Here is a 22,205-nt window from a genome sequence, read left to right on the forward strand (position 1 = left end):
GCCGGAGGTCTTGCTTGGTGAACCACCCGTCGGGGCACGACGACGCCCTGAGCCGCGACGACGTGCGCGCGGCGTACGAAGACGACCCCACCTGGGCCCTGCTCCGCGGCTACAACGCCCGCTGGATGCTGCCGCTCTTCTCCCGCCACCTCGAACACGCCGAGGGTCCGGTGTCGGCCGACTGGTTCCACCGACAGGTCGCCGACGCCCTCGAGCAGAACGCCGCCGAGCAGGCCGCGTCCGAGCAGGCCGCGCTCGAGCAGGTGGCGTCCGAGCGGGCCGCCCCCGAGCACCCGGCGTCCGAGCGGGCGACGACCGAGCGGGACCCCGAGAAGGCGCGGCCCGCGTCCCCGACACCCGTCGCCACGCCGGCCCCCGCCGAGCAGAAGACCACCCCGGCCGAGTACTGCCGCAGCTGGGTCGAGAGCCGTTGGCTCGTCCGCACCCGCGCCTCCGGACCGGACGCCCGTGCCGAGTACCGCCTGTCGCCGCACGCGCTCAAGGCGCTGCGCCTCGTGCGCGACCTCGTCGAGCGCGACAACGCCGTCAGCGAGGCCCGCCTCGGCAGCATCGCCCACGCCGTCGGGCAGCTCGCGGGCCTCGCCGACCCCAGCCGCGAGTCGCAGCTCTCCCGGCTCGACGAGCAGATCGCCGAGCTCGAGCGCCGCAAGGCCGAGATCGAGCGGCACGGCACCGAACCCACCGCTCCCGACGTGCTGCGCCGTCAGGTCCGCGAGGTGGTGCGTCTGACCGCGTCGCTGCCCGAGGACTTCCGCCAGCTCGGCGCCATGGTCGAGCAGCGGCACCGCGAGGTCGCGCGCCGGGCCTCGTCCGAACACGTCGGCAAGGGCGCGCTCGTCGACCAGTACCTGCGCGACAACGACCTGCTCGAGCAGACCCCCGAGGGACGCGCCTACCGCGGCTTCGCCCAGATGCTGTCGTCGCGCGGGATCGACGTCATGCGCGCCGACATCGAGAAGGTCCTCGCGCAGCCCGACGCGGCCGCACAGCTCACCGAGCGGCAGCGCACGCAGCTCGAGTCGCTCATCTCCTCGCTGCTCGCCGAAGAGCAGAGCGTGCAAGAGACGTACGGCCGGTGGACGTCCTCGCTGCGGCGCTTCCTCAGCCGGTCGGGCTCCGACCAGCAGCAGCGTCTGCTCACCCTCGCCGACCGGGCGCTTCACGCGGGCGGCGTCTGGGCCGAGCGCCGGCCGGGCCACGCCATGCTGCCCGTCGAGCACGGCGACGGGCTCGGCCTCGGGGCGCTCGACGTCCGTGACGTCAGCCAGGTGCAGCTGCACACCGACCGTGCGCGGCCGACGGTCGACGTGCAGGTGACCATCGGCGACGCGTCCCTGCCGGAGGCCGACCGGGCCGCCCTCCGCCTCACCTCGGGCACGAGCACGGCGGCCGTGTCGGCGACGATCGACCGGCTGCTCGTCGACCGCGACGAGGTCACGAGCGTCGACGTCTACCAGGCGACCGAGCCCGGGTTCCGCCGCCTCGCGCTCGTCCTCAGCATGCTCGACCTGGCGCTCGAGCGCGGCGTCGTCGGCGACGACACCGAGACCGTCGAGCTCGTCGGCGATCCCGCCGACCCCACGACGTCAGGAGGCGCGGGTCGGCAGGTCACGCTGCCCCGCCTCGTCTTCCGGCGCGGCCCCGCGGGGCCGCCCGAGGCCGAGCCGGGAGTCGAGCCCGACGCCCCCGACCTCACGACCGGCACGACCAGCACGAAGGACCTCGCATGAGCCCCGCAGCCCCCTCGGACGAGACCGGCGTCGACGAGGCGACCCGCGCCTCCTCGGCCGAGGCGACCACCACCTCCGCCGACGACTCGGCGCGCACCTCCCGCGACGCCTTCGACGACGGCGACGCCGACGACGCGTTGCCCGGTGGCGTCACGGACGCGCTGCCGCTGGCCGGACGCAAGGCACTCGTCACGCTGCTGACCCACCGGTTCGTGTCCCGCGCCCGGCAGCAGGAGGCCTGGGCCGGCCTGCTCGCCCACGAGCCCGAGATCCGGGCCCGGCTAGAGGAACTGTTCCTGGTGCTGGTCGTCGACCACGACCACGAGGTCGCCTTCAAGCGACAGGGCGGCGAGGACGACGTCCCCGTTCTGCTGCGCCGCGAGAAGCCGCTGTCGCGCGACGCCTCGCTGCTGATGGTCTTCGCCCGCCGGGAGCACGCCTTCACGGACGGGCAAGACGAGGCGGTCGTGATCTCGAAGGACGCCGTGGCCGAGTTCCTCGGTCGGTACCACGACGACTCGGGCTCCGACGAGGTGCGCGCCCGCCGCCGGGTCGACGCCGCCATCGCCGCGCTCGTCGCCCGCGACCTGCTGACGGCCGAGCCCGACGACGCCGAGCTGTTCGTGGTCTCGCCCGCGATCGTGCCGCTGATGACCGCCGACCGACTCGCGCACCTCGAGCGGGTGTACCTCGAGGCGGCAGGCGTCGAGGGCGACCCGACCGATGGGGACGAGGTCGGCATCCCCGTCGACGCGGACGCGGCCGAAGCGGAGGTCGACGCCGACGCCGACGTCGATGCTGACGAGCCCGAGGTCGAGCCCGAGGTCGAGGTCGAGGTCGAACCCGATCCCACCGACGACGACCCCGCGGACACGGTGGAGGACACCCCCGACGCCGAACCCGACCCGACCGCCGTCCCGCTCGACCTCGACCTCGAGCCCGCGCCCGCGCCCGCGCCCGCGCCCGCGCACGACGCCGACACCGACACCGACACCGACCCGGAAGCACCCCAGGCATGAGCATCGCCGACACCCCGCCCGACCTCGGCATGTTCCACTCGGGCCAGTACCGCATCGAGCAGGTGCAGCTGCTCAACTGGGGCAGCTACGCCGGCCTGCACCGCATGCCCGTGGGGCGCGGCGGCATCGCCATCCTCGGCCCGACCGGCCGCGGCAAGTCGACCGTGCTCGACGCGATGGCCGCGGTCATCATGCCCAACCCGCAGGAGTTCAACCGCGCCGCCCGCGACGACAGCCGGCAGCGGTCCGAGCGCACGGTCTACAGCTACGCACGCGGCAAGACCGACGAGGTGCGCGACGCCGCCTCCGACCGCACGACGACGCGGTTCCTGCGTCCGCTCGGCCAGGCGTTCCCGAGCGGTGCGGCCATCACCTGGTCCACCGAACTCGGCCAGACGGTCACGGCCGTCCGCGTCGCCTGGATCGGCGAGGACACCGCCAGCCAGGACGACGTCACCCAGGCGAGCGTCTACCTCCTCGTGCAGGGCCGCTTCGACCTCAGCCGCCTGACCGAGGTGACGCGCGAGGGCACGAGTCAGAACCCCCTGACCCGTGGCTCCCTCGCCCGCCTGCTCGACCCCGCCCACGATCTCGCGACCTCGTCGCAGCCGGAGCTGCGGGTGCGGTTGTGCGGTCAGCTCGGCATCGGCGGCAGCGACGAGTCGCAGCTCAAGGCCCTGACCCTGCTGCGTCGGGCGCAGGCGTCGAAGGGCGTGTTCTCGATCGACGACCTGTTCAAGCAGTTCGTGCTCGTGCAGCCGCAGGCGCTCAGCCGCTGGGAGACCACGCTCGCCACCTACCGCGAGGCCTCGGCGCTCTACGACGTGTTCGAGACGACCCGCAAGAAGCTCGACGTGCTCGAGGCCGTGCCGTCGCTCGCCGATCGGTACGAGCTCGCCGGACGCGACGGCTCGGCCAAGCGCCGCCTGCTGGTCGACGACGACGGGCCCAGCCGGCTCCGCGTCTGGTTGGCCGAACGCGTCGGCAGCTGGGTCAGCGGCGAGGTCGACCGCGTCACGACCGAGAAGCGCGAGCAGGGCGAACGCCGGAGGCGCGCCCAGGCGGACGAGCAGCTCGCGTTCCGGTCCCGTGAACAGGCCCTGGCGCGGATCAGCGAGCTCGGGGGCGACCCCACGCAGTCGCTCCGCGAGCACGTGGCCGCCGCCGAGGCCGAGCTCGCCGCCGTCGAGCGCACCCGCGGCCGGCTCGCCACCGCGCTCGACGGGACCGGCGCGTCCCTCCCCCGCGACGACGAACAACTCGCCGCGCTCCGGCAGCGTGCCGACCGCCTCGCGGCCGACGACGCGGCCGCCCGGGCCGCGACCGCCGACGCCCGCAGCGACCTCGCCGCCCGCATCGGCGAGACGAAGCGCTCGCTGGCCGCCCTCGAGAAGCAGAAGCGGTCGTTCGAACAGCGCCGCAGCAACGTGCCCGACGACGCGATCGAGCGACGTCGGCGCATCGCCGAGGGGGCGGGCGTGCCGGTGTCGGAGCTGCCCTACGCCGGTGAGCTGTTCGAGGTCGCGCCCGAGCACGCCGGGTGGGCCGTCGCGATCGAGCGCGTGCTCGGCGACCTCGCCACGCACCTCCTCGTGGACCGCGCGCACTTCGACGCCGTGCGCCGCTGGGTGGACGAGAACGACGTGCGGGGACGCGTCACGCTCGTGCCGGCGACCACCGGGGCCGAGCCGACGCTCACCCCGGTCGACCGCACCGTGCCCGCCATGGTGCGGCTCGACCCTGCCAGCCCGTTCCGTGGCTGGCTCCACGACGAGCTCGTCGCCGACCGCAGCGTGCTCTGCGTCGAGGGTCCCGACGACCTCGGCGGCCCCCGCCCGACCGGCACCCGCGGCGCCGTGACCCGGCGCGGCCTCCGCACCGGCTCGCGGGACCGCGTGATCAAGGACGACCGGTCGACCCGTTCGTGGATCGGGCTCGACAACGCGGCCCGGATCGCCGAGCTCGGCGACGAGATCGTCGACCTCGAGGCCGTGCTGGCCCGGGTCCGCGGCGAGTACGACGCGATCGAGGCCGAGGCGGTCGAACGCCGCCGCGTCGCCGACGCCGTCGCCCGCGCGAAGGAGTTCACCTGGGACGAGCTCGACACCGCCCCCGCGCAGGCGAGGCTCGACGACCTGCGCGCCCAGCTGGACCGCATCGCCGTCGAGCGTCCCGAACTGGCCACGTTGCAGGCCGAGGCCGCGCAGCACGACGACGACCGCTCGGCCGCGACGCGCCGCCTGGCCGAGATCGACCAGGTGCTCGCGCAGCTCGACGAGAAGCACGCGACGCTCGTCGACATCGAGGACGAGTTCGCGGACGCCGCCGACGCCGACCCCCTGACCGACGACGAGCGGGCACTCCTCGCCCCGCTGCCGTTCGCGGCACCGCGTGAGGCGACCGACGTCGTGCGGCTGTACCGGGACGCGGCGTCCCAGCTGCGGGCCCAGGTCGACGCGCACGACCGCGACCGGGCGAACGCCGAGTCGACGCTCGTCGTCGTCTTCGAGCGGTACCTCGAACTCGACCGCACCGCGGGCATCGACGCCACGATCGAGAGCCTGCCGGCGGTCCGGGCGATCCACCGGCAGCTCGTCGAGGACGACCTGCCGCACGCGAGACAGCGCTGGCTCGAGAGGGCCGGCAGCGACGTGGGCGACAGCCTTCGGGCGCTGCTCGTCCAGATCGAGGAGGACGGCCACGTCATCCGCCGCGGCGTCCGCCCCATCTCGCAGGCCCTGCGGTCGATCGAGTTCCGGCAGGGCTCGACGCTCGACATCGAGCCGCGGCCGGTGTCGAACGGCGACCTGCTCGAGTTCAAGCGGACGCTGCGCGAGCACACCGGCGGGGCCGGGAGCGGGGGCACGTCCGAGGCACGCTCCGCGGACGGACGGGCCCCGGAGGCGCGGGACGCGTCCGAGGTCGAGCGCCGATTCCTGAGGCTCCGCCGCGACCTCGCCCACCTCGAGGAGAAGTCGAAGGTCGGTGACGCCTGGCGCCGGCGGGTGCTGGACGCGCGGGAGCACTACCAGTTCCGGGCGATCGAGACCCGCGCCGACGGAACGCAGATCGTGCACGAGGGCGTGGCCGGCAAGTCCGGCGGCGAGGGGCAGGAGCTCATCGCGTTCGTGCTGGGGGCCGCCCTGCGGTTCCGGCTGGGAGACGGCACCGACCGGGTGCCGACCTACGCGCCGATCGTCCTCGACGAGGGCTTCGTCAAGGCCGACGCCGAGTACACCGGCCGGGCCCTGGCGGCACTGACCTCCCTGGGCTTCCAGCTCGTGGTGGGCGCGCCACGCGACAAGGTCAACGCCTTCGAGCAGCACGTCGAGAGCGTGGCGTACATCTCGAGCGATCCGTCGAACCCCGAGCTGTCGCGCATCTACCCCTTGACCATCCGGCAGGCGATCCAGGTCGAGCAGCACGGTCTCGACCCCGCGGCGCTCGCCTGACCCGCGCCTCCTCGTCCCCCTCCGTCCGAGTGGGCAGAAGATGTCCTCCGCACGCGGGGGAAGGACATCTTCTGCCCCCTCGCGCGCAGGGAAGGCCGCTACGCGGCGCCCGGCGCGAGGAAGCCGGTCTCGTAGGCGAGGATCACGAGCTGCGCCCGATCGTGGGCGTCGAGCTTGGTCATGATGCGGTTGACGTGTGTCTTCGCGGTGTGCGGCGAGATGACCAGGTCGCCGGCGATCTCGGCGTTGGCGCGACCCCGGGCGACGAGCAGCAGCACCTCGCGCTCACGGTCGGTGAGGTGCGCGAGCCCGGCCGGCACGGCCGGCGACGACGACTCCCCTGACGACGTCGTCCCCGAGACCGATCCCGCCCCGCCGCCACCCGGCAGCACGTACTTCTCGATGAGGCTGCGGGTCGCGACGGGCGACAGCAGCGACTCCCCCGCGTGGACGGCCCGCACCGCCCGGACGATCTCGTCGGGCTCCGCGCCCTTGCCGATGAACCCGCTCGCCCCGGCGCGCAGGGCCGCGACGAGGTACTCGTCCTCCTCGAACGTGGTGAGGATCAGCACCTTCGTCCCGGCGAGCAGCGGGTCGGCGCAGATCGCGACCGTCGCACCGATGCCGTCGAGTTCGGGCATCCGGATGTCCATCACGACCACGTCCGGCCGCAGGGCCGACGCCCGCATCACCGCCTCCCGGCCGTTCACGGCGTCGCCCACGACCTCGACCCCGTCCTCACCGTCGAGGATGTCGGTCACGGCCTGACGGATCAGCGGCTGATCGTCGACGACGAGCACGGTCGTCACGAGGCTCCCCCGCTCCCACCGGACGAGCCGGACGAGCCGGCCGAGCCGGACGAACCGGCCACGTCGGCCCCACGGGTCACCGGCAGCACGGCCGCCAGCCGGAAGCCGCCCGGCGTCGGCCCGGTCTCGACGACGCCCCGCACCGAGGCGACGCGTTCGCGCAGACCGAGCAGCCCGTACCCGCCACGGACGTCCACCGCTTCGGGCGCGTCCTTCGACGCCGGCACGGGGTTCGTCACCACGACCGACACCTCGTGCTCGTCGACAGCGATGAGCACGTGCGCACGGTGTTCGGCACCGTGCTTGCCGGCGTTCGTCAGCCCCTCCTGCACGACCCGGTACGCGACGAGGTCGACCGCGCCCGTGACCGCGGCGAGCGGGCCCTCGACCCGCGTGCTCACGACGAGGCCGGCGTCGGCGAACCCGGCCACGAGTTCGTCGAGTCGTGCGAGGCCCGGTTGCGGCGACGCGACCCGCTCGGAGTCCCCGGCGCGCAGCACCTCGAGCAGGTCGCCGATCTCGCCGAGGACGGTCCGGGAGGCGCGGCGGATGGTCGCGAGGGCCGTCACCGCCTTCTCGGGTCGCGTCTCGATCGCCGACGACGCGACGCCCGCGTTGAGGCTGATCACCGAGATCTGGTGGGCGACGGCGTCGTGCAGGTCGCGGGCGATGCGCAACCGCTCCTCGGCCACCCGGCGCGAGGCCTCGGCCTCACGGGTGCGTTCGGCTCGTTCGGCGCGTTCGGTGACGGCCTCGATGTACTCCCGTCGGGAGCGGCTGGCGTCGCCCGCCGCGGCGGCGAAGGCGACCAGGAGCGTGAACTGGACCACGGGCAGGTCGACGACGCGTCCCCCCACCCCCAGCAGGCCGAGCAGGGCGACGGCCAGGACCGTGGCGACCGTCACGACGATGGTGCGGCGGCGCGGGGTCCGCGCGGCCACGGCGAAGACGGCGATGCCGGTGGCGAGAACGACGCCCGGTGCGAGCGTGCCGAGCAGGGCGGCGATGCCGAACAGGCCGACGATCGCGGCGAGCACCGGGACGGGGCGTCGACGACGGAACGGCAGCAGGACGACGGGGGCGAGGACGACCGCGACGGCCAGCCCGCCGGTCGGCCGGAACCCCGCGACGGGGAAGGGGGCGAACGCCGCACCGACGACGAGCACCGCGGCGATCGTGTCGCCCAGCCACCAGGGGACGCGAGGTCGCGGGTAGGCGGGCTCGCGCCTCCTGCCGTCCGTCGTCGTCATGACCCCATCGTGCCCTGGAACGCCGGCGGCCGAGTCCCCCTCTGGCCCGACGTCGCGTACCGCAGGTGCGGTACGCGACGGCCGGCAGGTGTCCGCGGTGGGGGGACGACCCGGTCGGCGCGGCCCGCGAGGGTGGACCTCGGCCCCGGAGACACCGGGCCGTCAGCGACAGGAGCACCATGGCGCCGATCATCTCGGTCCGAGACGTCCACCGTTCGTACGGGCGCGGCCCGAACCGGTTCGAGGCCCTCAAGGGGGTGAGCTTCGACATCGCCGAGGGCGAGAGCGTCGCGATCGTCGGCAAGAGCGGCTCGGGCAAGTCGACCCTGATGCACGTGCTCGCCCTGCTCGACGCCCCGACGACCGGCACCGTCGAGCTCGAGGGGGTCGACACGAGCACGCTCAAGGGAGGGCGCCTCAACCGGACGCGCAACAAGACGTTCGGCTTCGTGTTCCAGCAGTTCTTCCTGACGTCGAGCTCGTCGGTGCTCGAGAACGTCGTGCTGCCCATGAAGATCGCGGGCGTGCCCCGCGGCGAACGCCGTCGTCGCGGCCTGGCGGCCCTCGAGCAGCTCGAGCTCGCCGACAAGGCGAAGAACAAGGCCCTGAACCTGTCGGGTGGTCAGAAGCAGCGCACGGTGATCGCGCGGGCGCTGGTGAACGACCCGCGCATCATCTTCGCCGACGAGCCCACCGGCAACCTCGACACGGCGACCGGGGCGGTCGTCGAGGACATCCTGTTCTCGTTGAACCGCGAGAACGGCATCACGCTGATCGTGGTGACGCACGACGAGGAGCTCGCGGCGCGCTGCGACCGGCGCATCGTGATCCGCGACGGGTTGATCGTCGACGACGAGGCCGAGGTGGCGGCATGACGACCCTCGACCTGCTGCTGACCGCCGTCTCGAACACGTTCCGGTCGAAGACGCGGACGATCCTGACCGTCCTGGCGATCTTCGTCGGCGCCTTCACGCTGACGCTGACGAGCGGGCTGGGCACCGGCATCAACGCCTACATCGACGACACGGTCTCGGCCGTGGGCTCGTCCGACACGATGACGGTCACGAAGGCCTCCGACGACGCGCAGGGTCTCGGCGCGGCGAACTCGGGCCCGACCGAGTACGACCCCGACACCGTCGCCGCGGGCGGGTTCGGCGCCCCCGGGGCGACCGTCGTCGCCCTGACCCCGGACGACGTGACGACCCTCGAGGGCGTCGACGGCGTGCTCGCCGTGCAGCCGACCGAGTCGCTCGCGACCGACTACGTCGAGGGCGAGAGCGGCACGAAGTACGTCGTCTCGGCGAGCGCCCTCGTGCCCGGGCAGCAGCTCACCCTGACGGCGGGCGCCCAGCCCGACGACGACGCGACCGACCTGCAGGTGGTCGTCCCGACGTCGTACGTCGGTCCCCTGGGGTACCGCGACGACGAGGCGGCCGTGGGTCGGTCCGTCACGCTGGCCGTGACCGACGCCACGCGCACGCAGCACACGGTCACCGCGACCGTCGTCGGCGTCGCCGAGGAGAGCATCGCCTCGCCCGCCGGAACGGCGGTCACCCCGAACGCGGCCCTCGGCACGGCCCTGTTCGACGCGCAGAACGTCGGGCTGCCCGCCGACCAGGTCGACCGCTACGCGCAGGCCACGGTGCGGTTCGCCGCGGACGCGTCCGACCGGCAGGTGAGCGACCTCAAGGAGCGTCTCGCCTCCGCCGGCTACACCGGCACCACCGTCGCCGACCAGCTGGGCACCTTCACGACGGTGATCGACGGCATCGTGCTCGTGCTCAACGCCTTCGCGATCATCGCCCTGCTCGCGGCGAGCTTCGGCATCGTCAACACGCTGCTGATGAGCGTGCAGGAGCGCACCCGCGAGATCGGCCTGATGAAAGCGATGGGCATGGGCAGCGGCAAGGTGTTCGGCCTGTTCAGCCTCGAGGCGGCGTTCATCGGGTTCCTCGGCAGCGCGATCGGCGTGGGCGTCGCGATGATCGCGGGCAGCGTCGTCAGCGCCACCCTGGCCGGGTCGCTGCTGTCGAACCTGCCCGGGCTGACGCTGATCGCGTTCGACCCCGTGTCGATCGCGCTGATCATCGTCGTGGTGATGGTGATCGCGTTCCTGGCCGGCACGCTGCCCGCCGCGCGCGCCGCGAAGGCCGACCCGGTGGAGTCGCTGCGCTACGAGTGAGGCCGAGGAGGCGCGGGTCAGCCCCGGAACGACGCCCCGGTCTCGTGCTCCAGCAGCGTCCACATCCAGTCCAGCGCGAGGCCGGGCGTGAGGCCGGGGGCCTTCTGGGCGAGCTGGGTCGCGAGGCCGTCGCTGTAGGCGGCGAGCTTGAGGGCGAGCGCCGACGGGTCGGCCGTCACGAACCGGCCCTGATCGATCCCGCGGCGAAGCGTGCGGGTCAGGCAGGCCTCCCACACGCGGATGCGCTCGACGTACTCGGCGGCGACCGCGGGCTTGCGCGCCACGGCCGTCCAGTAGTCGGACCAGAGCCGCCAGTGCTCGTCGGTCGCGTCGGTGTCGGCGAACAGGGGCTCGACGAGCATCCGCACCCCGACGACCGGGTCGGGCTCGACGTCGACCGCCTCGATGATCGATGAGTAGAACCGCGCGGTCTCGAGCACGACGACCTCGTTGAGGATCTCGGCGACGCCGTCGAAGTGGTAGGTCACGGTGCCGACCGAGACCCCGGCCGCGGCGGCGATGTCGCGCAGCCGGGTCGCGCCCATGCCCTCGCGGACGATCACCTCACGGGCGGCCTCGACGATCGATGCCCGCCGGACGACCGGCTTCTGCCGCACGCCCGCGCCGCCGGTGGCCACGCCGCTCATGCCGCCGCCGCCCGCGCCGCCAGTGCCGGCGCCGCCGCCGCCGCCCGCGCCGCTCACGCCGACGTCCGGGGCACGAGCTCGTCGAAGGACCTGTCGGCGACGAGCACCGTCTCGGCCCCGGGCCCGCCGTCCCGGGCCCAGGCGCGCACGGTGTTCTCGACCCGGAACGCATCGGCCGAGGCCGTGACGCGCGACGTGGTCTCGAGCCACGCCTTCCAGGTCGGCTTCTCGAGTCCGATCGCCCAGCGCGACTCGGCCGACGCCGACAGCGGGTCGCCGTCGACGATGCGGTAGGTCTCGCGGCTGTCCTCGGTGAAGACCAGGCCGTCGGGGTACTCGCGTCCGCCGCCGTAGCCGGGGTCGACGTCGAGCACCCACTCGCCCGTGCCGACGTCGTGCGAGACGCTGCGCTGGGGCAGGTCCGTGGCCGGCCGCAGGGCGCGGACGGCCAGGGGCTCGGCCCGCTCGGGCGCCTCGAACGCGACGCCGTCGTCGACCGGGTGCTCCGCCGACCCGTCGCCGGGCCCGCGCGTCCACAGGGGCAGCGTCACGCTGCTGCGCGTGGGGTCGAGCGTGAGGGTCGCCTCGACGGGGTGCGGCCAGACCCACGGCCAGTAGGCGCTCGACACGGCGATCCGGAGGCGGTGGCCGGCCGGGAAGGAGTGCCCGGTCGAGACCAGGGCGACGCGCACGACCTGCTCGACCCGCGCCTCCATCGGGTCGTCGGCGCGGTCGCGTCCGTGCCGCTTGTTGAGGTTGAGCACGCCGCGGGTGACGAGGGTCGACGAACCGTCGGGGGCGACGTCGCAGAGGCGCACGACGACGGTGCCGTCGGGCACGTCGCTCGCCACGGCGAGGTCGGCGACGACGCTGCCCAGGACGTCCAGCGGCGAGTCGACCGGCAGGTCGAAGCAGACCGAGCGGCCGTCCTCGGCGCGCTGGTCGGGCGGCAGGTCGGTCGCGTTGCCGAACGGGAAGAAGCGTCCGGCGTCGAGGCCGGTGCTCTGCGGGGACCGTACGACGACGGGGCCGTCCGCCCCGCCACGCAGCGAGTCCAGCGGCACGACCCGGTCCTCGGTCTCGCGAGCGGGCCAGGTCGAGGCCGCGACCCAGCGCCCGGTCCGCTCGGCGTAGTACGTCGCCGGCGGCTCGGAGTCGTTGATCCAGGCCCGCAGCGCGGGCTCCGCGTCGACGCCGTTGGGGCAGTCGAGCAGCCAGCGGTCCCACCAGCGCAGGGTCTCCTGCAGGAACCCGATGCCCGGGCCGGGCGCCAGCCCGCGGTCCGGGTACTGGTGCGACCACGGCCCGATGATGCCCTTGACCGGTGCGTCGACGTTCTCGACCAGCCGCAGCACGGCGTCGCGGTACGGGTCGGCCCAGCCGCCCACGGCGAGGACGGCGGCCGTGATCGCCGAGTAGTCCTCGCAGACGCTGCCGTGCCGCCAGTAGTCGTCGCGTTCCTGGTGCGAGAGCCACGTCGTCGTCATCGGGCGGTTGTGTTCGAGCCGTTCGCGCCAGCGGGCGACCCAGTCGGCGCCGACGACCTCGGGTCGCGGCGGGCGCGAGTTGAACGCGAACATCGTGCCGCCCCACGACGCCATGTCGATGCCGAGAACGGCGCCGCCCATGTAGTGCACGTCGTTGTCGTAGCGGTCGTCGGTCGAGCAGACGGTGACGATCGCCTTGAGCGCCGCCGGAGCCCGCCCGGCGAGCTGCAGCGCGTTGAACCCGCCCCACGAGATGCCGAACGCGCCGACCGCGCCGGTCGACCAGGGCCGGGCGGCGAGCCACTCGATCAGGGCGATGCCGTCGTCGAGCTCCTGCACCGAGTACTCGTCGTCGAACAGGCCGTCGCTCGACCCCGTGCCGCGGATGTCGACCCGCACCGACGCGTAACCGTGCGCGGCGTACCAGGGGTGCCGCTCGCTGTCGCGCGGAGCCGTCCAGTCGTCGAGCCGGTAGGGCAGGTACTCGAGCAGCACCGGCACGGGCTCGTCGACCACGGGGGCCCAGATGCGGGCGTGCAGTCGCGTCCCGTCGGGCATCGGCACCCATTCGTCGCGCACCTCGACCTCGAGCGGGCCGCTGCCGTGCGGGCGGTCGGAATCCTGCCGCCCGGGGGCGTCGGCGAGGTCGGCGCGCGGGGCTCCGAGGGTGCGGACTCCCCCGGCCCACGCGGGCTCCTGCAGGAGGCGCGGGTCGCCGAGGAGGCGCGGGTCGCGTGCACCGTCCCCCCGCTCGTCGCCTCGGGGGCCCGGGTCCGGTCGGCCGCTCGTGCTCACATCGCCTCCCAGCGCTTCACGTGGTGTCCGCCGCCGTGGTCGTCCCAGCCGTCGGCGTCCCGCCAGCGGGGCCGTGCGTCGCCGACGTCGGGCAGCTCGGTCGTGCCCGGGTCGAGCGTCGCGTCGAGCAGGGTGCGCGTGTACGGGTGGTTCGGCCCCTGGAAGACGCGTTCGGTCGGGCCCACCTCGACGATGCGGCCGCCGGTCATGACGGCGACCCGGTCGGCGACGCCGCGGACGACCGCGAGGTCGTGGCTGATGAAGAGGCAGCTGAGCCCCTTCTCGTCGCGGAGCCCCGCGAGCAGGTCGAGCACCCCGGCCTGCACGCGGACGTCGAGCGCCGTCGTGATCTCGTCGGCGATGATCAGCTCGGGGCCGGCGGCGAGCGCCCGGGCGATGCCGACGCGCTGGCGCTGGCCGCCCGAGAGCTGGGCGGGCAGGCGCGAGGCGAACTCGGGCGGCAGGCCGACCTCGACGAGCAGCTCGGCGACGCGCTCGGGGCTCGACTCGCCCGTGAAGAGCTTCAACGGTCGGGCGATCGCGGCGCCGACCGTGCGGCGGGGGTTGAGCGAGGTGTCGGCGTTCTGGAAGATCAGCTGGATCGACCGACGCAGCGTCGCCGTGCGCCCGGCGACGGGCCGGGTGAGGTCGCTCTCGACCCCGTCGGCCCCGTGGAAGCCGAACCGGCCCGACTCGGCGGGGATCAGCCCGGCGAGGGCCGTGGCGAGCGTGGACTTGCCGCTGCCGGACTCCCCCACGACGGCGAGGGTCTCGCGGCGGCCGATGGTGAACGAGACGCCGTCGACCGCGGCGGGCAGGCCACGCCCGTACCGGACGACGAGGTCGCTCGCCGTGACGACCGGCCCCGTGGCGGCTGCGGTCCTCGGGTCCTGCGCCGCGCCTCCTGCTGCTGCGTCCCCCGCGTCGCGCCGCGTTTCGTGCTGCACACCCCGACTGATCGCGGTGCCGTGCACGGAACGCGGTGCGGTGACGTCGGTCACCACCTCGCCGAGCGCGGTGCCGGGTGCTGTCCCCGGTTCCTGCGCCGCGCCTCCTGCTGCTGCGTCCTCCGCGTCGCGCCGCGTTTCGTGCTGCACACCCCGACTGGTCGCGGTGTCGTGCACGGAACGCGGTGCGGCGGGTGCGTCAGGTGCCGCGGGTGCTGCACGCGCGTCGCGCCGCGTTTCGTGCTGCACACCCCGACTGATCGCGGTGCCGTGCACGGAACGCGGTGCGCTGGCGTCGGCGTGCACGCGCGGGATGCTCGCGAGCAGCTCGCGGGTGTACTCGTGCTGCGGGTCCGCGAAGAGCGACGCGGTCGGCGCGTGCTCGACGATCCTGCCCTCGTGCATGACGGCGATCTCGTCGGCCATGGTCGACACGACGCCGAGGTCGTGGCTGACCAGCACGATCGCCATGCCGAGTTCGACGGCCAGGTCGCGGATCAGCTCGAGGACGGCCGACTGCGTCACGACGTCGAGGGCGGTCGTCGGCTCGTCGAGCACCAGCAGCTTCGGCCGGGCCGCGATGGCCATGGCGATCGCGACGCGCTGCTGCTGCCCGCCGGACAGCTGGTGCGGGTAGCGCCGCACGATCGTCTCGGGATCGGGCAGCCGGACGTGACGCACGAGTTCGAGCACGCGGTCGTCGCCGCCGGGCAGGCCGTGGCTCTCCAGCGCCTCCCGCAGCTGACGTCCGACGCGCATCGACGGGGTCAGCGCCTGGCCGGCGTTCTGGGCGACCAGGGCCGCCGTGCCACCGCGCAGGGCCCGGCGCGCCCGCTCGTCGAGGGCGAAGACGTCGTCCCCGGCGACGCGGACGCTGCCCGACACGACCCGCGACCCACGCCGCAGGTGCGCGAGCAGGGTGCGGGCCACGGTGGACTTGCCGCTGCCGCTCTCGCCGACCAGGCCGAGCGCGCGTCCGGCGGCGACAGCGAAGCTCACGCCCCGCACGACCGGCACCTCGCGGCGACCGGCGGCGTACGAGATGGAGAGGTCGTCGACGCGGACGACGGGATCGGGGGCGACGTCGACGGGGCGACCCGCGCCTCCTGCGGTGGTACCGGCGGTGGTGAGGGGCTCGTTCACGAGACCGCCCCCTTCTGTGCGCGGTCGACGCCCAGCGACTTGCTGAGCCCGTCCGCGCTGAGGTTGAGCCCGATGACGAGCGTGGCGAGGGCGACGACGGGGGCGAGCGTGCCCCACGGGACGACGGTGAGGGCGGTGCGGTTCTCCTGCACCATGAGGCCCCAGTCGGGCGTCGGCGGGTTGGCGCCGAACCCGAGGAACGACAGGGTCGAGATGAGCAGCACGATCCAGGAGGCGCGCATCGCGTACTCGACGAGCACCACGTCGGTGACGTTGGGCACGATCTCGCGGAACACGATGCTCAGCGGCTTCTCGCCGCGGGCGCGGGCGGCGGTCACGTAGTCCTGCGTGATCACGGTGCGGGCGGCACCGCGGACGACGCGGGTCACGGCCGGCGCGTAGATCACGGTGACGGCGAGCACGATCACCCAGAGGCCCGAGTCGAACACGGTCACGACGACGAGCAGCGCCAGGATCGACGGCACGCTGAGCAGCGCGTCGACGACGCGCATGACGACCTCGTCGAACCAGTTGTCGGCGTAGGCGGTGACGCAACCGAGCACGGTGCCGATGCCGACCGCGATCGTCGTGGCGAGGAAGGTGACGACGAGTGCGTACCGGCCGCCGTTCAGCGTGCGCGACAGGATGTCGCGGCCGTACTGGTCGGTGCCGAGCCAGTGGGCCCAGCTGGTGCCGGTCAGGGCGGCTCCCGAGTCGGTGGCGACCGGGTCGTGGCCGGTCAGCACCGGGGCGAGCAGCGCCAGGAGGACGTGCAGCGCGATCAGGCCGAGCCCGATGCTCAGGGCCGAGGAGGCGCTGAGGCTGCTGGTCAGGGACGTCGCGCTCGCGCGCAGTCGCCTCGGCCAGCCGCCCGCGGCCTGCGGGCCGGCCGATGCCGGGCCGCCGACCTGCGCGCCCGGGGTGGCGGGGTCCGCGCTCGTGGCGACCCGCGCCTCCTCGGCGGTGCGGTGTCCGGTGCCGCCCTCGCCGCTGTCGGCGGGCGGGGTCCGGTCGTGTGCGGGGCTCATGAGCGGGCCTTCCGTCGGGTGCGCAGCCTCGGGTCGAGGGCCAGCGCGATGAGGTCGGCGGCGAGGTTGCACACCACGTAGACCAGGGCGCTGACGACCGCGATCGCCTGGATCGTCGGCAGGTCGCGGTTGAACACGGACTCGAGCATGAGCTTGCCCATGCCCGGGTAGTTGAAGACGTTCTCGACGACCACGACGCCGCCGAGCAACCACGCGACGTTCAGTGCGACGACGTTGAGCGTCGGCAGCAGGGCGCTCGGCACGGCGTGACGCCAGACGACCTGACGCGTCGACAGGCCCTTGAGCTCGGCCGTCGTGACGAACTCGCTCGCCATCACGTCGATCGTCGACGAGCGGGCGGTCCGCACGATGTACGCGGCCATGGCGAGGGTCAGCACGATGACGGGCAGCCAGATGCTGGGCAGCAGTTCGGCGACGGTGGCGTCCTGACCGCGCAGGACGACCGCCGGGAAGATCGGCAGCGCGATGGCGAACAGCAGCACGAGCACGGTGGCGACCATGAACTCGGGCACGCTCATGACGACCAGGCTGATCAGCGAGATCGCGTGGTCGCTCGGACGGCCGCGGCGGACGCCGGCGATGACGCCGAGGGTCAGCGACAGGGTGACGCCGACGATCATGGCGGGCAGCGCGATCAGCATGCTGTTGCGGAAGGCGATCAGCAGGTCGGGACCGACCGGCAGGCCGCTGACCAGCGAGACGCCGAAGTCGCCGTGCGCCGCACCGAGCAGCCACTGGCCGTAGCGGACCCAGACGTTCTGGTCGAGGCCGAGCGTTTCGCGCAGGGCGGCGACGGCGTCGGGGGTGGCGTCCTGACCGAGCAGTTGCTGCGCGACGTCGCCGGGCAGGGCCTGCACCGCGAAGAAGACGAAGAACGAGGCGAGCAGCACGGTGAGCAGGGCGGTGCCGACGCGGCGGGCGACCACGATCAGGGTCGCGGCGAGCGGGGACGTGGGGTGCGGGCCGCCGGTGTGCGGGCTGCTGGCGGTCTTGCCGCCGGCGGCCGGGCCGCCGGTGCTCGGGCGGCTGGCGGTCGGTGTGGGGCTCATGCGCGGAGTCCGATCTGCAGGTAGTCGAACTCGAAGCCGAACTCGCGGTAGTTCAGGACGTTCCGGGACAGGCCGACGAGGCGGTCGCCGAACATGGGGGTCATGTCGGCGGAGTCCTCGACGACGATGCGCTGGGCGTCCTGGTAGAGGGTCATGCGGCGCGTGTCGTCCATCTCGGCGCGGGCGTCGTCGAGCAGGCCGTCGAAGGTCGGGTTCGACCAGGCGCTCTCGTTGTACGACGATCCGGTGCGGAAGATCTGGTTGAGCAGCTGGTCGATCGGGCGTCCGGTGAACCAGTAGCTGACCATGAGCGGCTTCTGCATCCAGATCTGCGTGTAGTACGAGTCGGACGAGGCGTTGCGCACGGTCAGGTCGATGCCCGCGTCGCGGACGGCGTCGCGGTAGGCGACCGCCATCGGGGTGAAGACGGATTCGTAGCTGGAGGTGTAGATCTCGGTCTTCAGCCCCTCGCGGCCGGCCTGCTTGAGCAGGGCGCGGGCCTGGTCGGGGTCGTAGGCGCGTTGGTCGTCGAGCCAGACGGCCTGCGAGGGAGGCACGGGGTTGTCCCAGCCGGGCGAACCGGTGCCCTGCAGGGCGGTGGCGACGATCGCCTGCGGGTCGTAGGCGAGCTTCATGGCCTGGCGTACGAGCGGGTCGCTGAACTCGGCGCTCGTGGCGAGCATCGGGATCGTGTACCACTGGGCGTCGGGGGCGCGGGCGACGGTGGCGCCGGCCGAGGCGCTGACGACCTGGGCGGTGGCGAAGTCGAGGTTGGTCTGGCTGATGAGGTCGATCTGGCCGGCGAGCAGGGCGTTGACGCGGGCGGTGGTGTCCTGGATCGAGAAGAAGTCGATGCCGTCGAGCACCGGGCGGCCGGCGAAGTGGTCCTCGAAGGCCTCGACGCTGCCGGTGCCCGCGGGCTCGAAGCTCGACAGGCGGAATGGTCCGGTGCCGATGCCGGTGCGGCCGATGCCGCCGCCTTGGCTCGGGTCGGCGCTGCCCTCGGGGACGATGTAGCACTGGTACGCGGTGAGCAGCGAGGGGAACTCGGCGTTCGGCGTCAGCAGGTCGAAGCGCAGGGTGAGCGGGTCGACGGCGGTCATGCCGCCGGGGCCGATCATGGCGGCGAGCACCTCGCCCTGGGGTGAGGCGGTGTCGGGGTCGAGGATGTGCTCGATCGAGTAGATCGCGTCGGCGGCGGTGAAGCGGCGGCCGTCGTGGAAGCGGACGCCCTCGCGCAGGCGGAAGGTCCAGCTCGTGCCGTCGGCGTTGGCGGACCAGTCGTCGGCGAGGTCGGGCACGGTGACGCCGGCGTCGTCGAGCTTGACGAGCCGGTTGTACAGGGCACCGAGGTACTCGTAGGCCGAGAGCGAGCTGGCGGAGTCGAGGGTCTCGGCGGCGGAGGCGGCCGGGCGCGCGATGCGCAGGCGCCCGCCGCGGGCGGGTGTGCCGGTGGCGGCGGCCTCGGGGATGGTCGGGGTGCTGCGGGCGGGGGTGCAGCCGGCGAGGGTGAGCAGGCCGAGGCCGGCGAGCCCTGCGGCGCCGGCGAGGACGGTGCGGCGGCTCGGGCCCGTGCTGCGGTCGGCGCGGCTGTCGGTGCCGCTGCCGGCGTCTCGCGCCGGGCGGAGCGCGTGTCGGTGTTCGGGGACGATCGGTGTCATGCGGGGATGGCCTTCCGTTTATCGTTCGGGTGAACGATAAGGGAGGTTCGCGGCGGCGGAAAGCTCGCCGGAGCCCCGGAGGCGCGGCTCCGCGCTCCCCCGCAGCCCCCGTTCTCCGCGCCCCGCCGCGGATGCGAGCGTTCCCGTGCGGCAGCGTGCACGGGCTGCAGTCTTCACCCACTCGTTACACGGGCGCGCCTCGCCGACGCGACCCGCGCCTCCTCGGGTTCACGCTCTCGTCTCGGTCGAGTGGTCTTCAATCGTCCCTCCCCGCCCCACGAAGAACGTTGTCGGACCACTCGATCGACTCGCAGGGCGACGTCCGAGCAGGAGGCGCGGGCCGGCCCGCCCGCGTCCGTCACCCCGCGACGGCTCGAGTGGGCAGAACCTGCTCGTCGAGGACCGCCGGGCAGCATCTTCTGCCCACTCGCCCGGTTCGGTCGGCCCGGAGGACCGGCGTGCCCCTCGAAGCGGGACTCCGTCCGGAGCCGGGCCGCGCCCTAGTCTCGGCTGATGGCCACCCCGACCACGCCCCGCCTCGCGCTGGGTCGACCCGCTCTCGCCTTCGGGCTTCTCGGGGTGTTCGCCTTCCTGTCGGACACGGCCTTCACGTGGTGGACGTTCACCCGCCCGTCCGCGCCGGTCAGGTACGTCGCGGTCTCGTCGGCAGACGGCTTCGACGGGTTCGACGGGGTGCAGACGGTCGGCGGCCCGTTGCTGCTCATCGCGGTCCTCTCGATCGGGTTCGCGGTCGCGCTGCTGGTGGTGATGCTCGTGCACCGGCTGGTCATGGCGCGTCCCGGCCGCGGTGGTCGCGCCTCCTGATCGTCCGGTCTGGTGGTGACACGGACGAGCACCTAGCCTCAGCAGATGGACGCTTCATCTCCCGCCAGACGTCGTCGCCGCCTCGGCCGTCTCGCCCTCGTCTTCGGCATCGTGGGCGTCGCCGCCGCCGTCGGGTTGATGGTCATCAACGAGGTGGCGCCCGGCATGAGCGGTGCCGCCCGCTATTCCACCGCCCCGGCGATCGACTGGTTCACGATCATGCTGACCGTCGGCGGTCTGCTGTGGGGGCTCTCAGTCATCGCCCTGCCGACGGCGCTCGTGCTCGGGCTCATCGTTCTCGTGCGGTGGATGTTCGTCGACTGACCGCCTCGACCCTCCTGATCGGATTCCCGTGATCAACCTCGTCGCCCTCATCCCCGCATTGTTCACCGTGGCCGCTCTCGCAGTGGCCTGGTCGGCATCGGGCGGAACGACGACCCGGGCGCGCCGGTGGAGTGCCCGCGCTCTGGCGGTCTGGGCAGCCGTCGCCGTGGTCGCGCTCGCCGCGTTCCTCGTCGGCCTGCACCTGCAGCACGCCGACCTCGCCGTCTGGTCGGCGTTCGCACTGATCGCTGCAGCTCTTGCCGCCGTGACCGCGGCGGCCGCCCGCGTGGTGTCATCGCTCGTGCGGTGATCCGGCACGTACCGGATCGCCACGGGCGGCCTTGCCGTCTCTGGGCCAAGGCCTCAGGGCCCGCGGCTCAGGGCCCACGGCGCAGGGCACCTACCCGAAGGTCGAGACGACCGTGCTCGTGACCGTCGCCACCACCGCGATCGCGACTCCCCCGCTCGTCCCGAGAACGCCGAGCGCCGTGCCCACCCGCCACCGCCGACGCCGCCGAGCCGCGTCGTCGATGTCGCGGCGCAGGCGCTCGAAGCGGTGCTCGTGACGGAGCGTGTCCGTCAGCACCAGCGCCTCCGTGTGCCAGGTACCGCGTTCTTCGGCGACCATGGCCAGGTAGGCCAGCGCCTCGGGCGAGTGCACCCGCGGCCCGTTCATCAGCCACTTGCGCAGGCGGGCTGCCACGACCACCGAGACCGTCGGCGCCTTCTTGCCGACTGACAGCGAGGCCTCGCCCACGAGCACGATGACGGGCGTGACGACGATCTCGAAGTCGGCCGCCCTCGACATCAACCGGGAGGCGCGGGCCGCCTCGTGAAGGGAGTTGCGAGAGTGGTCGGTCCGGTGTCCGCCGACCGTCACCAAGCCGCCGCCGACCCAGACCTTCTTGCCGGCGTGGTGCTTGGTGTTGACGGTGAAGACGCCCGTCGGTCCGATGACGACGTGGTCGATGTCGGACTCGCCCGAGCCGACCGGGACGGAGTGCAGGACGGTCCACTCGGGCCCGAGCTCAGCGAGCACGCGGGCGACCTCGATCTCGCCGAGGGCGCCTTGGTACCAACTATGGGCATCGGCGCTCAGGGGCGTGTGCCCGAAGAGGCGCTGCCGCCGGGTCAGTGCGGGCGCCTCGGTCTGGACGCGCAGGCACTCCTGCATCACCGAGTAGGCCGGCCGCCGGGCCTTCAACGTCATCGCCACGCTTCCGCGCGCCACGGTCTCGCTCATGTCTTCCCCCTTGCCCACACGGTAGGGCGACACGTGACGCGCAGACGAGCCCCCGTTGGGGAGGTCAGCCCGCGCCCGGGCCGGCGGGCCCGATCGAGTGGTCAGAAAAGGTCCTTCCGCCGCGTGGGAAGAACAGTTTCTGACCACTCGACGACCCGATCACCAGCACGGGGTCACGGGCGCCTACGGCGAGCCGAGCACGTTCGTGGCCGCCTGATCCGCCCGCCACGCCCCGACGAGCGTGCCGAACAGCAGCACGACCATGCTCCCGATCGCCCAGATGGCCATCGCGTCCTCCGACGGGCCCATGAGGAGCGGCACCACGATCGACCCTACGGCGAGCGCGCACCCCACCGTCACCGGCACGAGTGCTGCCCGGTGCCCGGCCCGCCACGCCTCGGGCGACGCCATCACGTGCCGGAACCGGATGCCGGCGAGGTGGTTCACCCCGAGCCGGCCGCGGGCGGCGGCAAGCGTTGTACCGAAGACGACGGCGCACCCGGCGAACACGATGAGCGGAACGACGACGAGCATCCCACCAGGCTAGGTCGCCGCCTCCGGACGCGACTCCC

Annotated in this window: 18 protein-coding genes; 8 read left to right on the top strand and 10 right to left on the bottom strand. The window is 73.4% G+C overall.

Going from position 1 to position 22,205, the window contains the following annotated elements:
- Nucleotides 1–17 precede the first annotated feature (17 nt).
- From ACIOSR_RS14835 to ACIOSR_RS14845, 3 genes are read left to right on the top strand one after another with little or no spacing between them, the layout of a single operon-like run.
- Nucleotides 18–1,751 carry a DUF3375 family protein gene (locus ACIOSR_RS14835; protein WP_402753026.1) on the top strand — a complete coding sequence of 578 codons (1,734 nt, stop codon included), beginning with the start codon at nucleotides 18–20 and terminating at the stop codon, nucleotides 1,749–1,751.
- Entirely contained in the window at nucleotides 1,748–2,770 is a 1,023-nt protein-coding gene (locus ACIOSR_RS14840) for a DUF4194 domain-containing protein (RefSeq protein ID WP_402753027.1), read from the top strand. Before ACIOSR_RS14835 ends, ACIOSR_RS14840 begins: the two co-directional genes overlap by 4 nt.
- Nucleotides 2,767–6,222 carry an ATP-binding protein gene (locus tag ACIOSR_RS14845; RefSeq protein WP_402753028.1) on the top strand — a complete coding sequence of 1,152 codons (3,456 nt, stop codon included), beginning with the start codon at nucleotides 2,767–2,769 and terminating at the stop codon, nucleotides 6,220–6,222. The genes ACIOSR_RS14840 and ACIOSR_RS14845 overlap by 4 nt, the downstream gene beginning before the upstream one ends.
- A gap of 98 nt (nucleotides 6,223–6,320) precedes the next feature.
- On the opposite strand, the gene ACIOSR_RS14850 is transcribed toward ACIOSR_RS14845, so the two are convergent.
- Together ACIOSR_RS14850 and ACIOSR_RS14855 are read right to left on the bottom strand one after the other, a co-directional pair.
- Nucleotides 6,321–7,031 (bottom strand): response regulator, encoded by a 711-nt coding sequence (locus ACIOSR_RS14850; protein ID WP_402753029.1) that lies wholly within the window; start codon nucleotides 7,029–7,031, stop codon nucleotides 6,321–6,323.
- Nucleotides 7,028–8,281 (bottom strand): sensor histidine kinase, encoded by a 1,254-nt coding sequence (locus ACIOSR_RS14855; RefSeq protein ID WP_402753030.1) that lies wholly within the window; start codon nucleotides 8,279–8,281, stop codon nucleotides 7,028–7,030. The genes ACIOSR_RS14850 and ACIOSR_RS14855 overlap by 4 nt, the downstream gene beginning before the upstream one ends.
- Nucleotides 8,282–8,460: 179 nt before the next feature.
- On the opposite strand from ACIOSR_RS14855, the gene ACIOSR_RS14860 reads away from it, so the two are divergent.
- Nucleotides 8,461–9,156 carry an ABC transporter ATP-binding protein gene (locus tag ACIOSR_RS14860; protein ID WP_043595759.1) on the top strand — a complete coding sequence of 232 codons (696 nt, stop codon included), beginning with the start codon at nucleotides 8,461–8,463 and terminating at the stop codon, nucleotides 9,154–9,156.
- Nucleotides 9,153–10,463: an ABC transporter permease gene (locus ACIOSR_RS14865; RefSeq protein WP_402753031.1), complete on the top strand. Its 1,311-nt coding sequence runs from the start codon at nucleotides 9,153–9,155 to the stop codon at nucleotides 10,461–10,463. Before ACIOSR_RS14860 ends, ACIOSR_RS14865 begins: the two co-directional genes overlap by 4 nt.
- Before the next feature lie 17 nt (nucleotides 10,464–10,480).
- On the opposite strand, the gene ACIOSR_RS14870 is transcribed toward ACIOSR_RS14865, so the two are convergent.
- The 6 genes from ACIOSR_RS14870 to ACIOSR_RS14895 are packed head-to-tail and all read right to left on the bottom strand — an operon-like array spanning nucleotide 10,481 to nucleotide 19,241.
- Nucleotides 10,481–11,167 (bottom strand): TetR/AcrR family transcriptional regulator, encoded by a 687-nt coding sequence (locus ACIOSR_RS14870; RefSeq protein ID WP_402753032.1) that lies wholly within the window; start codon nucleotides 11,165–11,167, stop codon nucleotides 10,481–10,483.
- Nucleotides 11,164–13,392: a CocE/NonD family hydrolase gene (locus ACIOSR_RS14875; RefSeq protein ID WP_402753033.1), complete on the bottom strand. Its 2,229-nt coding sequence runs from the start codon at nucleotides 13,390–13,392 to the stop codon at nucleotides 11,164–11,166. The genes ACIOSR_RS14870 and ACIOSR_RS14875 overlap by 4 nt, the downstream gene beginning before the upstream one ends.
- Nucleotides 13,389–15,482, bottom strand: coding sequence for a dipeptide ABC transporter ATP-binding protein (locus ACIOSR_RS14880; protein WP_402753034.1), 2,094 nt, complete (start codon nucleotides 15,480–15,482; stop codon nucleotides 13,389–13,391). Before ACIOSR_RS14880 ends, ACIOSR_RS14875 begins: the two co-directional genes overlap by 4 nt.
- Nucleotides 15,479–16,510, bottom strand: a complete 1,032-nt coding sequence (locus ACIOSR_RS14885; protein ID WP_402753035.1) for an ABC transporter permease — start codon at nucleotides 16,508–16,510, stop codon at nucleotides 15,479–15,481. The genes ACIOSR_RS14880 and ACIOSR_RS14885 overlap by 4 nt, the downstream gene beginning before the upstream one ends.
- A complete protein-coding gene (locus tag ACIOSR_RS14890; RefSeq protein WP_402753036.1) occupies nucleotides 16,507–17,580 on the bottom strand; it encodes an ABC transporter permease in 1,074 nt (357 codons plus the stop codon). The genes ACIOSR_RS14885 and ACIOSR_RS14890 overlap by 4 nt, the downstream gene beginning before the upstream one ends.
- Entirely contained in the window at nucleotides 17,577–19,241 is a 1,665-nt protein-coding gene (locus ACIOSR_RS14895; protein ID WP_267659578.1) for an ABC transporter substrate-binding protein, read from the bottom strand. Before ACIOSR_RS14895 ends, ACIOSR_RS14890 begins: the two co-directional genes overlap by 4 nt.
- A gap of 513 nt (nucleotides 19,242–19,754) precedes the next feature.
- On the opposite strand from ACIOSR_RS14895, the gene ACIOSR_RS14900 reads away from it, so the two are divergent.
- From ACIOSR_RS14900 to ACIOSR_RS14910, 3 genes are read left to right on the top strand one after another with little or no spacing between them, the layout of a single operon-like run.
- The gene (locus ACIOSR_RS14900) at nucleotides 19,755–20,066 is read left to right on the top strand and encodes a hypothetical protein (RefSeq protein WP_402753037.1); all 312 of its coding nucleotides are present in this window, start codon (nucleotides 19,755–19,757) and stop codon (nucleotides 20,064–20,066) included.
- 45 nt (nucleotides 20,067–20,111) lie between these two features.
- Nucleotides 20,112–20,390: a hypothetical protein gene (locus ACIOSR_RS14905; protein WP_157489944.1), complete on the top strand. Its 279-nt coding sequence runs from the start codon at nucleotides 20,112–20,114 to the stop codon at nucleotides 20,388–20,390.
- Between the two features lie 28 nt (nucleotides 20,391–20,418).
- Entirely contained in the window at nucleotides 20,419–20,700 is a 282-nt protein-coding gene (locus tag ACIOSR_RS14910; RefSeq protein ID WP_192123866.1) for a hypothetical protein, read from the top strand.
- A gap of 90 nt (nucleotides 20,701–20,790) precedes the next feature.
- Here the strand turns inward: ACIOSR_RS14910 and ACIOSR_RS14915 are convergent, their stop codons facing one another.
- A complete protein-coding gene (locus tag ACIOSR_RS14915; RefSeq protein WP_402753038.1) occupies nucleotides 20,791–21,633 on the bottom strand; it encodes a nuclease-related domain-containing protein in 843 nt (280 codons plus the stop codon).
- Nucleotides 21,634–21,816: 183 nt separating this feature from the next.
- The gene (locus tag ACIOSR_RS14920; RefSeq protein ID WP_402753039.1) at nucleotides 21,817–22,167 is read right to left on the bottom strand and encodes an SdpI family protein; all 351 of its coding nucleotides are present in this window, start codon (nucleotides 22,165–22,167) and stop codon (nucleotides 21,817–21,819) included.
- Between the last annotated feature and the right edge of the window lie 38 nt (nucleotides 22,168–22,205).

This window comes from Frigoribacterium sp. NPDC087798 (genome assembly GCF_044742985.1).
Taxonomy (GTDB): Bacteria; Actinomycetota; Actinomycetes; order Actinomycetales; family Microbacteriaceae; genus Frigoribacterium.